The sequence below is a fragment of the Micromonospora sp. RV43 genome, assembly GCF_001029515.1.
GTDB classification, from domain to species: Bacteria; Actinomycetota; Actinomycetes; order Mycobacteriales; family Micromonosporaceae; genus Micromonospora; species Micromonospora aurantiaca.
This window is the reverse complement of sequence record NZ_LEKG01000116.1, coordinates 25,032-36,811: the sequence shown is the minus strand read 5'-3', so window position 1 is coordinate 36,811 and position 11,780 is coordinate 25,032. Positions and strand designations below refer to the sequence as shown.

Annotated in this window: 12 protein-coding genes; 4 read left to right on the top strand and 8 right to left on the bottom strand. The window is 74.1% G+C overall.

Annotated elements, in window-relative coordinates; genetic code table 11:
* Nucleotides 1-152: 152 nt before the first annotated feature.
* Nucleotides 153-965: a DUF3097 domain-containing protein gene (locus tag ABD52_RS24810; protein ID WP_047893419.1), complete on the bottom strand. Its 813-nt coding sequence runs from the start codon at nucleotides 963-965 to the stop codon at nucleotides 153-155.
* A 161-nt stretch (nucleotides 966-1,126) separates the two neighbouring features.
* On the opposite strand from ABD52_RS24810, the gene ABD52_RS24805 reads away from it, so the two are divergent.
* Complete coding sequence (locus tag ABD52_RS24805) at nucleotides 1,127-1,921, top strand: hypothetical protein (protein ID WP_013287367.1); 795 nt, start codon at nucleotides 1,127-1,129, stop codon at nucleotides 1,919-1,921.
* A 17-nt stretch (nucleotides 1,922-1,938) separates the two neighbouring features.
* Here the strand turns inward: ABD52_RS24805 and ABD52_RS24800 are convergent, their stop codons facing one another.
* From ABD52_RS24800 to ABD52_RS24765, 7 genes are all read right to left on the bottom strand, one after another.
* Nucleotides 1,939-2,718, bottom strand: coding sequence for an HAD-IIA family hydrolase (locus ABD52_RS24800; protein WP_013287369.1), 780 nt, complete (start codon nucleotides 2,716-2,718; stop codon nucleotides 1,939-1,941).
* A 33-nt stretch (nucleotides 2,719-2,751) separates the two neighbouring features.
* Nucleotides 2,752-3,783, bottom strand: coding sequence for a ferrochelatase (locus tag ABD52_RS24795; RefSeq protein WP_047893418.1), 1,032 nt, complete (start codon nucleotides 3,781-3,783; stop codon nucleotides 2,752-2,754).
* A 135-nt stretch (nucleotides 3,784-3,918) separates the two neighbouring features.
* Nucleotides 3,919-4,686, bottom strand: coding sequence for an enoyl-ACP reductase FabI (fabI, locus tag ABD52_RS24790; protein ID WP_013287371.1), 768 nt, complete (start codon nucleotides 4,684-4,686; stop codon nucleotides 3,919-3,921).
* Nucleotides 4,687-4,709: 23 nt separating this feature from the next.
* Nucleotides 4,710-5,414, bottom strand: coding sequence for a beta-ketoacyl-ACP reductase (gene fabG / locus ABD52_RS24785; protein ID WP_013287372.1), 705 nt, complete (start codon nucleotides 5,412-5,414; stop codon nucleotides 4,710-4,712).
* 567 nt (nucleotides 5,415-5,981) lie between these two features.
* Entirely contained in the window at nucleotides 5,982-6,932 is a 951-nt protein-coding gene (locus ABD52_RS24775) for a VWA domain-containing protein (protein ID WP_013287373.1), read from the bottom strand.
* Nucleotides 6,929-7,876: a DUF58 domain-containing protein gene (locus ABD52_RS24770; protein ID WP_047893416.1), complete on the bottom strand. Its 948-nt coding sequence runs from the start codon at nucleotides 7,874-7,876 to the stop codon at nucleotides 6,929-6,931. The genes ABD52_RS24775 and ABD52_RS24770 overlap by 4 nt, the downstream gene beginning before the upstream one ends.
* Nucleotides 7,855-8,961: a MoxR family ATPase gene (locus ABD52_RS24765; protein WP_047893415.1), complete on the bottom strand. Its 1,107-nt coding sequence runs from the start codon at nucleotides 8,959-8,961 to the stop codon at nucleotides 7,855-7,857. The genes ABD52_RS24770 and ABD52_RS24765 overlap by 22 nt, the downstream gene beginning before the upstream one ends.
* A gap of 254 nt (nucleotides 8,962-9,215) precedes the next feature.
* Here ABD52_RS24765 and ABD52_RS24760 point away from each other — a divergent pair, with 254 nt between their 5' ends.
* The 3 genes from ABD52_RS24760 to ABD52_RS24750 all read left to right on the top strand — a co-directional run bounded on the left by ABD52_RS24760 (nucleotide 9,216) and on the right by ABD52_RS24750 (nucleotide 11,723).
* Complete coding sequence (locus ABD52_RS24760; RefSeq protein WP_013287376.1) at nucleotides 9,216-9,425, top strand: hypothetical protein; 210 nt, start codon at nucleotides 9,216-9,218, stop codon at nucleotides 9,423-9,425.
* Between the two features lie 73 nt (nucleotides 9,426-9,498).
* Nucleotides 9,499-10,026 carry a PH domain-containing protein gene (locus tag ABD52_RS24755; RefSeq protein ID WP_013287377.1) on the top strand — a complete coding sequence of 176 codons (528 nt, stop codon included), beginning with the start codon at nucleotides 9,499-9,501 and terminating at the stop codon, nucleotides 10,024-10,026.
* A 332-nt stretch (nucleotides 10,027-10,358) separates the two neighbouring features.
* On the top strand, nucleotides 10,359-11,723 hold the full coding sequence (locus ABD52_RS24750) for a PH domain-containing protein (protein WP_047893420.1): 1,365 nt from the start codon (nucleotides 10,359-10,361) through the stop codon (nucleotides 11,721-11,723).
* The last annotated feature ends 57 nt before the right edge of the window (nucleotides 11,724-11,780 follow it).

Below are 11,780 nucleotides of genomic sequence, written 5' to 3'. Positions count from 1 at the left end.
GACCCACGACGGGTCCGGGGGCGACCGTGACCGGCGCAGGGATCAAGCCTGACCGTCCGGAGCCGGGCACGGTCGCCCCCGGACCCCAACCGCAACCACAACCCTGACAGCAAGCACAGCCCGGAGAGCGACCACGACCGGGCAGCGACTGATCACCCGGGCTCGGTGACGAAATCGATCAGGCGCTCCATCGCGTTGATCAGCGGCGTCTCCACGTCGGCGAAGCTGTCCACCCGGGACAGGATGTGCCGCCACATGTCGGCCGGCTCGCCCACACCGAGCGCCGCGCAGACGCCCTCCTTCCAGGGCCGCCCCGGAGGCACCACGGGCCACGCCGCGATACCGAGCGCCGCCGGGCGTACCGCCTGCCACACGTCGACGTACGGGTGCCCGGTCACCAGCACGTGCGGCGAGTTCACGCGGGCCACGATGCGGCTCTCCTTCGAGCCGGGCACGAGGTGGTCGACGAGCACGCCGAGCCGGTGCCCCGGGCCGGGGCCGAACGCGCGCACCTCGTCGGCGAGCGCGTCGATGCCGTCCAGCGGTTCCACCACCACGCCCTCGATGCGCAGGTCGTCGCCCCAGATCCGCTCGACCAGCGCGGCGTCGTGCACGCCCTCCACCCAGATCCGGCTGGCCTTGGCGACCTGCGCCCGTACGCCGTCCACAGCGATCGACCCGGACGCGGTACGCCGGCGCGCGGCGGGCACCGGGACGCGGACCGGCCGTCGTAGCGTGACCGGCTTGCCGTCGAGCAGGAACGCGGCGGGCAGCAGCGGGAAGTTGCGCCGCCGGCCGTGCCGGTCCTCCAGCACCACCGCGCCGGAGTCGAAGCCGACGACGGCGCCGCAGAATCCGGAGTCGGCGTCCTCGACCACCAGGTCGGATTCGGCGTCGACCTCGGGGGTCACCTTCCGTCGTCGCCAGTCGCCGGCCAGCACGTCCCCGTCGTATCGCCCCGCCATGCCGCTGACGCTAACCAGTGCCCCGGCGTGTCGCCCGGCGACGCGCCGACCGGGCCGTCATCCGTCGGCACGAAACGGTGCGAAGGGGGTAGTTGGGGCCAGGTCGCGCCGCCGGTGCGGCAGCCGAGACAGCAGCGGCGCGGAGCACGTACCCTTTCCGCATGTCCTCCCCCGCAACGGGCGCGGCCACGCTGGCTGCGCGCCGGTCGAGCCGGTTCGTCGCCTGGGTGCGTGCCTGGCGAGCCGGCCTGGTGCCGTTCGACGAGGTGGCCGACGCCGTCGCCGGCGACGAGGAGCACCTCGTCGCCGACGCCCCCGGCACCTGGACCGACGTGTCGCTGCGGGAGGCCCTGCCCAGCCTCGCCAAGCATTCACCCGACGACATCCGCCTGGTGCTGCCCGCGCCCGGCGACCCGCGCGGCCTGCCCGGCCCGGGCGCATTCGCCGGGGCGGCGCTGGTGGCGGGCGAGGCGGTGGTGGCGAGCGGGATGGGGCTGGTGCCCGAGGTCCGTACGCACACGTCCGGCTCGGGGATGACCTGGGAGACGGTGCTCTGGCGGGTCCATCCGCTGCCGGCGGACGCACCGAAGGCGTCGCTCGCCACCCCGGGTGCGGCGGAGGCCGAGGCCGAACTCGCCGCCGTGCTGGCCGAGACCACCGCGACGCTGACCCGGCTGGACGTCGCGCAGTGGCGGCCGGAGCTGGCCGGTGCGCTCGCCGCGCTGCGCCGCCCGGACGGCGCCACCGACCTGCCGCCCGGCTTCGATCCGCGGGCCCGCCGCCTGTTCGCCCGCGCCGCGGTACTGGACCGGGTGCTCGCGCTGGCCGGGGAGAGCGCACCGGGCGGCGCGGTCAACACCTACGAGGCGCAGCAGCGGGACGCGGCGCTGCGTCCGCTCACCACCGCGTGCCGGCAGGCCCTGGTGGCCGCCTGCAACGCGCCGCTGCGGCTCTAGCACCGCAGACCCCCGGCTCAGACCTCGTCGATCAGGTCGGCCACCGAGTCGACGATCCGCGACGGACGGTACGGGTACCGCTCCGCCTCGGTCCGGCTGCTGATGCCGGTGAGCACCAGGATCGTCTCCAGTCCGGCCTCCAGGCCGCACAGGATGTCGGTGTCCATCCGGTCGCCGATCATCGCGGTCGACTCGGAGTGCGCGTCGATGGTGTTCAGCGCCGAGCGCATCATCATCGGGTTGGGCTTGCCCACGAAGTACGGGTCGACGCCTGTCGCCTTCGAGATCATCGCCGCCACCGAACCGGCAGCCGGCAACGCGCCCTCCACCGACGGGCCGGTGGCGTCAGGGTTGGTGCAGATGAACCGGGCGCCGTCGTTGATCAGCCGGATCGCCTTGGTTATCGCCTCGAAGCTGTAGGTGCGCGTCTCCCCCAGCACCACGTAGTCCGGGGCGAAGTCGCTCAGGATGTACCCCACCGCGTGCAGCGCCGTGGTCAGGCCGGCCTCACCGATCACGTACGCGGTGCCGCCCGGCCGCTGGTCGGCCAGGAACTGGGCGGTGGCCAGCGCCGAGGACCAGATCGCCTCCTCCGGCACGTCCAGCCCCATCCGGGCCAGCCGGGCCTGGAGGTCGCGCGGGGTGTAGATGGAGTTGTTCGTCAGCACCAGGAACGGCTTGCCGGAGGCGCGCAGCTTCTTGACGAACTCCGGGGCACCGGGCACCGGCTGCCCCTCGTGCACCAGCACGCCGTCCATGTCGGTGAGCCAGCTCTGCACCGGCTTGCGGTCAAGCATCGTGTCGTCCCCAGGGGTGTCGTCGGGTCGGGCTCAGGGCCGGCGGGCCGGGGGCACGCAGCACAACGCCGGGCAGGTGTCCCAGGCGGGCAGCTCGCCGAGGCGGCGGCGCAGCCGCTCCCCGTCCGGGGCGGTGCGCTCTCCGACCAGCTCGCGGACCATCGCCACGAACCGCGGGTCGACCCCCGGGGTGCCGGCGCGGACGAAGTCCAGGCCGAGCTGCTTGGCCGTCTCCAGCGCCTCGGTGTCCAGGTCCCACACCACCTCCAGGTGGTCGGAGACGAACCCGATCGGGCTGACCACCACGCTCGTCACGCCCTGCTCGGGCAGCGTGGCCAGGTGGTCGTTGACGTCCGGCTCCAGCCACGGCACCTGCGGCGGCCCGGACCGGCTCTGCCAGACCAGGTCGTACGCCAGGTCGGGCGCGGCCGCGGCGTGCACCAGCCGGGCGACCTCCTCGAGCTGGGCGGTGTAGCGGCCGCCGTGCGGGCCGGCGGTGGCCGCCGCCGACATCGGTACGGAGTGCGCGGTGAAGACCAGCCGGGTGCTGTCCCGCTTCGCCGGGTCGAGCTGGGCCAGCGCGGCGCGGACCGCGTCGGCGTGCGGCTCGATGAAGCCGGGGTGATCCCAGAACTGGCGCAGCTTCTCGATCAGCGGGGCGTCCGGGCCGACCGCGGCGCGGGCCGAGGCGATGTCCTCCTGGTACTGCCGGCAGGACGAGTAGCCGCCGTACGCGCTCGTCACGAACGCCAGCGCCCGGGTGATCCCGTCGTCGCGCATCCGCGCGACGGTGTCGGCGAGCATCGGATCCCAGTTGCGGTTGCCCCAGTAGACCGGGAGGTCGACGCCGTTGGCGGCGAAGTCCTCGCGGATCGCGGCGAGCAGGTCGCGGCACTGCTGGTTGATCGGCGACACCCCGCCGAAGTGCAGGTAGTGCTCGGCGACCTCGGCGAGTCGCTCCGGGGGCACCCCCCGCCCCCGGGTCACGTTCTGGAGGAACGGGAGAACGTCCTCGGGCCGCTCCGGGCCACCGAAGGAGACCAGCATCAACGCGTCGTACGCCATGGGGCCATTCTTCCTCGCCCGCCGTCACGGCGTGGCGACGCCCCCTGGTCGGTGTGGTGACCACCCGGGCCGCGACGTGTTAAGAAGGGCCCCTTCCGCTGCACGAGGCGTTAAGAAGGGGCCCTTCCTTACATCTCAGGCGCCGATGGCGTGGTAGCCGCCGTCGACGTGGACGATCTCGCCGGTGGTGGCCGGGAACCAGTCGGACAGCAGCGCCAGGCAGGCCCGCGCGGCGGGCTCCTGGTCGGTGAGGTTCCAGCCCAGCGGGGCGCGCTCGGTCCAGGCGTCCTCGAACCGGTCGAAGCCGGGGATGGACTTGGCCGCGATGGTCCGCAGCGGGCCGGCCGCGACCAGGTTGCTGCGGATGCCCTGCTTGCCCAGGTGCAGCGCCAGATAGCGGGAGGCGGACTCCAGCCCGGCCTTGGCCACGCCCATCCAGTCGTAGACCGGCCACGCCTTGGTGGCGTCGAACGTGAGACCCACCACGGCGCCCCCGGCGGACATCAGCGGCAGCGCGGCCATGGCGAGGGACTTGTACGAGTAGGTGGAGACCTGGAGCGCTGTCGCCACGTCCGCCCAGGGGGCGTCGAGGAAACCGCCGCCGAGGCAGCTCTGCGGGGCGAACCCGATCGAGTGCACGACGCCGTCCAGGCCGTCGACGTGCTCGCGCACCTTGTCGGCCAGCCCGGCCAGATGCTCCTCGTTGCTGACGTCCAGCTCGATCACGGGCGCCGGCTCGGGCAGCCGCTTGGCGATCCGCTCCACCAGGGAGAGCCGGCCGTAGCCGGTGAGCACGACCTGGGCGCCGTTCTCCTGGGCGAGCTTCGCCACCGAGAAGGCGATCGACGCGTCGGTGATGACGCCGGTGACCAGCAGCCGCTTACCGGCGAGAAGTCCGGACATTGCGTGTCTCCTCCGTGCTCTGCTCAGTGGCCCATGCCGAGGCCGCCGTCGACCGGGATGACGGCGCCGGTGACGTATCCGGCCGCGTCCGAGGCGAGCCAGGTGACGACGCCCGCGACCTCGTCCGGGGTGGCCATCCGGCCGGCCGGGATCGACTTGCGGATCTCCGCCTTGCGCTCCTCGGGCAGGCCCGCTGTCATGTCGGTGTCGATGAAGCCGGGCGCCACCACGTTCGCGGTGATGTTGCGGGTGCCCAGCTCGCGGGTGATCGAGCGGGCCACGCCGACCAGGCCGGCCTTGCTGGCCGCATAGTTGACCTGGCCCGCGCCGCCGGAGAGGCCGACCACCGAGGAAATGAAGATCATCCGGCCCCAGCGGCCGCGGAGCATCTTCGTCGAGGCCCGCTTGGCGACCCGGAACGAGCCGGTCAGGTTGGTGTCGAGGACGCGCGCGAACTGCTCCTCGGACATCCGCATGATCAGCGTGTCGTCGGTGATGCCGGCGTTGGCGACCAGCACCTCCACCGGGCCGAGTTCGGCCTCGATCGCGGTGAACGCGGCGTCGACCGACTCGGCGTCGGTCACGTCGCACCGCACCCCGAACAGGCCGTCGGGAGCCTCGCCGCTCCGGTACGTCACCGCCACCCGGTCGCCCTGCTTGGCGAACGCCTGCGCGATGGCCAGGCCGATCCCCCGGTTCCCGCCGGTCACCAGCACGGTTCGGGCCACGGATCCCCCTCTGCTCCAGTGATCTCTCGGTCGGTCGGAGCCTAGGGGTTACCGACAGGTAAGCGCTAACCCGCGCAGGTCACAGGGCCCACCCCGGCCGACGTCGGCGGGGGTCCGCGGAGGCTGCCGGCCGCGCGCGCGACACCCACACCCCCGGTGTACGATGATCGCGTCTACGGGCCGCTCCGTGCCCGCTCCGGGCCCCGCCGACCGCAGGAGGTGATCGCTGTGCGAGATAGCGATCCTCCCAGTCGTGGCCGGGCCCACCGTCAGCCCCGCTGAGCCACGGCTCGGTCCACCCGGCTGACCCGCTTCCCGCCCTCCGCACCGCATCCGCTTCCCGGCGACCACGCCGGGGTGTGGCCTGCCGCGCGGCGGAGCACCCGGTCACGACTTCGTGCGCGTACGCCCCGACCCTCCACGGCCCTCACCGGCCGACCGTCGCCACGGAGCACACTCATGAGCCGTTACGTCGCCCCGCTGGGCTTCACCCTCGCCGCCGTCTGGGTGGCCGTCCTGTTCGTGCTGGCCGGCGGCGGTCACTGACCACCGCCGGCCGGTTCCGGCTCAGACCAGCCGGGACGTCCAGAGCAGACTCAGCCCGCCCGCGCACAGCGCCAGCAGCAACGCGATCCCCGCGTACCACTGGGTGATCTCGCGCGGCTCGGTCCGGTAGCCGATCGAGCTGCCCATGTCCTGGTAGACCTGCTTCAGTTCGCTGGCCGACGCGGCCTCGTAGAAGAAGCCCTGCGTGGTCTCCGCGAGCTGGGACAGCGCGGTGCGGTCCACCGGCACCCGCTGGAGCTGCCCGCCGATGTCGACCTGCCCGGAGTCGGTGCCGAACGCGATTGTGGACACCGGCACGTTCGCCGCCTGCGCCGCCGCGGCGGCCTCCTCGACCGAGCGGCCCGACGTGCGGTAGCCGTCGGACAGCAGCACGATCCGGGCCGGCGGGATGCCGGCGGCGCCGTCGGCCGGCACCGAGCGGATCGCCTCCAGGCAGGTGAAGACCGCCTCGCCGGTGGCGGTCGCCTCGGCCAGCACCAGCCCGTCGATGGCGGTGGTGACGGCGGCCCGGTCCTTGGTCGGCGGCACCAGGACGTTCGCCGACTTGGCGAACGAGACGAGCCCCAGGTTGTAGCTCTCCGGCAGCTCGCCGACGAACTGCTTCGCAGCCTCCTGGGCCGCCTCCAGGCGGTTCGGCGACACGTCGTCGGCCTGCATCGACAACGACACGTCGATGGCGAGCATCACCGTGGCCCGCTCCAGCGGCTCCCGGGTGTCGATCGCCGGCCGGGCCAGCCCGGTCGCCAGCACCAGCAGGCAGAGCAGGAACGCGGTGGCCGCGACGTGCCGCCGCCAGCCCAGTCCCTTGGGCGCGACGGTACGCAGCAGGTCGACGTTGGTGAACCGCAGCGCGTACTGCCGGCGGTGCAGTTGCCGCCAGACGTACGCGGCGGCGAGGGCGAGCACCGGCAGCACGGCGAGCAGCCACCACGGTTGCAGAAAACGGATCATCGCGTCGTCCCTCTGGTGCGGGCGTGCCGCTGCGCGGCGACGAAACGCACCATGTCCAGCAGCCAGTCTCGGTCGGTACGCAGGCGCAGGTGGGCCGCGCCCGCGGCGCGCAGCTCGGCGGCGATCGCCCCGCGCTGGGCGGCCGCCGCCTCGGCGTACCGGCGGCGCAGGCCCGGGTCGGCGGTCTGCACCTCGTGCAGTTCACCGCTCTCCGGGTCGACCACCGGCAGCACCCCCACGTCGGGCAGTTCCAGTTCCCGCGGATCGACCACCTCGACGGCCAGCACGTCGTGGCGGACCCGCAGCTTACGCAGCGGCCGGCCCCACTGCTGCGGCGGCGCGAGGAAGTCGGAGATCACCACCGCCACGCCGCGCCGCCGGGGCGGGCGGTTGAGCATGTCGACGAGCGCGCCGAGGTCGCTGCGGCCGGGCCGGATCTCGGCGCCGGCGACCGCCCGCAGCAGCCCCTGGGCCTCCTTGCGGCCGGAGCGGGCGGGCAGCCGCAGCATCGTCCCCGGTCCGCCGGTGCCGACCACCGCGCCGATCCGGTTGCCGCCCCGCACGGTGAGGTGGGCCAGCGCGGCGACCGCGGCGACCGCCACGTCCCGCTTGAGCCACCGGCCGGTGCCGAAGTCCAGGCTGGCCGACATGTCGACGGCCAGCCAGGTCTCCAGTTCGCGGTCGGCCACCGTACGCCGGACGTGCGGCATGGTGGTGCGGGCGGTGACGGGCCAGTCCATCCGGCGCACGTCGTCGCCGGGCCGGTACTCCCGGGACTCCCCCGCCTCGCTGCCCGGTCCGGGCAGCAGCCCGGCGTAGTCGCCCTGGAGCAGCCCGTCCAGCTTGCGGGTGACCATGAGCTGGAGCCGGGCCAGCGCGGCCCCCGAGCGGTCGCCGGCGGCGCTCAGCGGGGTGGGCGAGGTCACGGCCGCTGCCCGGGCCATCCGTTGTGCGGGACGGCCGGTGGCTGCGGTGTGGCCTGCTGGCGGGGCGCGACGGCGGGCAGCGGGATGGTCGACATCACCCGGTGCACGATGTGGTCGGCCGGTACGTCGTCGGCGAGCGCGTCGTAGCTGAGCACCAGCCGGTGGCGCAGGATGTCCGGCGCGATGTCCTGCACGTCCTGCGGCAGCGCGTAGTCCCGCCCGCGCAGCAGCGCCAGCGCGCGGGTGGCCCGGACCAGCCCGAGCGACGCGCGCGGGCTGGCGCCGTACTGGATGAGCTGAGCCACGTCGGGCATGCCGTGCTCGGCCGGCGCCCGGGTGGCGAGCACCAGCCGGACCGCGTAGTCGACCAGCGCGTTGTGCACGAACACCTGGTCGGCCTTGTGCTGGAGGGCGACCAGGTCCGGGGTGTCGAACACCCGGGCCGGCTCGGGCGGTGCCACGCCCATCCGGTAGACGATCTCGCGCTCCTCGGCGTCGGTCGGGTAGCCCACGACGATCTTCATGAGGAACCGGTCCCGCTGTGCCTCCGGCAGCGGGTAGACGCCCTCCTGCTCGATCGGGTTCTGGGTGGCCATCACCAGGAACGGGTCGGGCACCGGGTGGCTCTCGCCGCCGATGGAGACCTGCCGCTCGCTCATCACCTCCAGCAGCGCCGACTGGACCTTGGCGGGCGCGCGGTTGATCTCGTCGGCGAGCAGGAAGTTGACGAAGACCGGGCCCAGCTCGACGTCGAACTTCTCGCTGGACTGCCGGTAGATCCGGGTGCCCATGATGTCGGCGGGCACCAGGTCGGGGGTGAACTGGACCCGGGCGAACGAGCCGCCGACGACCCGGGCCAGGGTCTCCACGGCGAGCGTCTTGGCCACCCCCGGCACGCCCTCCAGCAGGCAGTGACCGCGCGCCAGCAGCGCGACGAACATCCGCTCGACCATCCGGTCCTGGCCGACGATCACCCGCTTGGTCTCGAACAGCGCCCGCTCCAGCAGCGTGGCGTCCTGTGCCGGGGTGGTGCCCGCCGGGGGCGGCGCGTCCGGCGCCACCTCGGTCGGGTTCGGCACGTCGGGTGTGGTCGGCTGGGCCACCGGTCCTCCACAGCAGGTTCGTCGTCGCGGCGTGGTGCGTATCAAGACTGTCATGCCTCGCTGAGAGCCGAGGGTGGGAGAGGCACGATTTTCGCCGCGCCGTCCGGCCACGCCGTCCCGCCGCGCGGGAAACGCTGAACACGGGTGGACAACAAGGGGTCCGCAGTGTGTACGATTCACCCCGTCGCCGGGCGGCTCCCCCCGTGGCCGCCCGGCGCTAAAACTCCCGGCGTGCGGCCTCTAGACTCGCCCCGGTGACGACTCCCACCACCCCGGACGAGACGCTGATCTGCTCGGCGCGGGGGTGTCGCGCGCCCGCCGCCTTCCAGCTCCGCTGGCACAATCCCCGCCTGCACGCGCCCGACCGGCGCAAGACCTGGCTGGCCTGCCCGGACCACCGGGGCTCCCTCGGTGACTTCCTCGACGCACGCGGCTTCCTCCGCGAGGTGGTCCCGCTGCCCTGATCGCCTACGCTCGAAGCGTGAGCGAGCAGATGACCCGAGCCCGTACCGGCGGCGAGCACGGCAGGTCCTCCCGGTGAGCGGTGACGGCCCGGCCGGCCTCCCGCCCGCCTCGCGCAGCGCGTTGGAGCCCTGGCCGGACACGGTCCGCTGGCAGCCGATCTCCCGCGACCTGATCTGGGTGGAGCTGATCCGGCTCGGCATCGGGCTGGCCGTGGCGCTCGTGGTGCTCGGCGTGGCCTGGGCGCTGTCCGGGCACTGGCTGCTCGGCGCCGCCGTCGGCGTGGCGGTGCTGATGGGCGTCTGGCGGTCGGTCACCATCGTGCGGGCGGTCCGCGCCTGGGGGTACGCCGAGCGCGACGACGATCTGCTCGTGCGGCACGGCCTGCTGGTGCGGCGGTTGTCCATCGTGCCGTACTCGCGGATGCAGTTCGTCGATGTGAGCGCGGGTCCGCTGGAGCGCGCCTTCGACCTCGCCACCGTGCAATTGCATACGGCCGCGGCCGCGAGCGACGCACGGGTGCCCGGCCTGCGTCCGGCCGAGGCGTCCCGGCTGCGCGACCGGCTGACCGCTCTGGGCGAGGACCGGGCGGAGGGCCTGTGAGCGAACGGAGCGACTCCGGCGCCCCGCCGCCCCACGACGACCGGCCCGAGCCGACGCCCGGCCCGCCCACGCCGGCCGACGCGGCGCAGCCACCGGCTCCGGGTCAGCAGCCCAACGGGTATCCGTGGCCGCCCGCGCCGGGATACGGACCGCCGCCCGTCCCCGGACCACCATCCGGGTACGGGCCTCCGCCCGGCTACGGACCTCCGACCGGGTACGGGCCACCTCCCGGGTACGCACCGCCACCCGGCTACGGGCCGCCCGGCTCGGCGGCACCCGGGTACGGGCCGCCGCCCGGACCCGACGCGGCGCCCGGGCCGTGGCCCGCGCCGCTGCCGCCGTACCCGGGACCGTGGGGTCCGGCGGCCGGGCCGCCCGCCGGTGGTGAGGAGCCCCGGCAGCGGCTGCATCCGCTCAGCCCGGCGCTGCACGGCGCGAAGTCGCTGGTCGTGGTGATCGCCGGGCTCTCCTGGTCGACGCTGTCGCGGGTCGGGTTCGGCTGGTTCGCGGTGCTGGTCACCGTCTTCGTGCTCGGCGCCACGGTGCTGTCGGTGGTGAGCTGGTGGAACACCGGCTACCACCTGGTGGGCCGCGAGCTGCGGGTCTACGAGGGCCTGCTGTGGCGGCGTACCCGGGCCATCCCGCTGGAGCGGTTGCAGGCGGTGGAGGTGGTCCGGCCGCTGCTGGCCCAGCTCACCGGCCTGGCCGAGCTGCGGCTGGAGGTGGTCGGCGGGGGCAAGACCGAGGCACCCCTGGCCTACCTCAGCGTCGCCGAGGCCACCGCGCTGCGGCAGCGTCTGCTCGCGGTGGCCGGTCGCTCCGCCCCGGCGCCGGTTCCGGCGGCCGAGCCCGGCGCGCCGGTCGCGCCCGTGCCGGAAGGGCGCCGGCTGCACGCGGTACGCAACCAGGACCTGCTGATCAGCCAGTTGCTCACGCCGCAGGCGTTCCTGCTGCCGTTGGGCCTGGTGTTCGTCGGCGCCCAGTTCCTCTCCGAGGGCTCGTGGTCGTTCATCGCGGTGGCGAGCACGCTCACCGCGATGGCGGGCGTGGTGCTGCAACCGATCCGCCGGGTGCTCGACGACTGGAGCTTCCGGCTCGACCGGGACGACGGCACGCTGCGCGTGCACAACGGGCTGCTGGAGACGCGGATGCAGACCGTGCCGCTGCACCGGGTGCAGACCGTACGGGCGACCTGGCCGCTGCTCTGGCGGATGAAGGGGTGGTTGCGGCTGCGGCTGGAGGTGGCCGGCTACTCGGCCGGTGAGCCGGACGACCGCAACCGCCCGGACCGGCTGCTGCCGGTCGGCGACGCGGGCACCGGCGCGATGGTCGTGGCGGAGGTGCTGCCCGGCGTACGGCTGGACGCGCTGCCCGCCACACCGCCCCCGTCACGGGCCCGGTGGCTGCGCCCGCTGAGCCGCAAGGTGGTCGGCGCCGGTCTCGACGAGCGGGTCTTCGTGGCCCGCTCCGGGCTGCTGACCAGGCAGTTGACACTGGTGCCGTACGCCCGGATCCAGAGCGTGCGCGTCACCCGCGGCCCGGTGCAGCGGCTGCTGCGGCTGGCCACCGTGCACGCGGACACCGCCGGTGGGGCCGGGGCGGCGGCTGTCGACCGGGATCTGGCCGACGCGTGGGAGCTGGCCGCGGAGCTGACCGAGCGGTCGCGCGCCGCCCGCCGTACCGACAGCGGCCGCTGACCCCGGCGGCCGCGACGCCACGGCGAACCACGGCGGCGCGCAGACGACCCGGCCGCC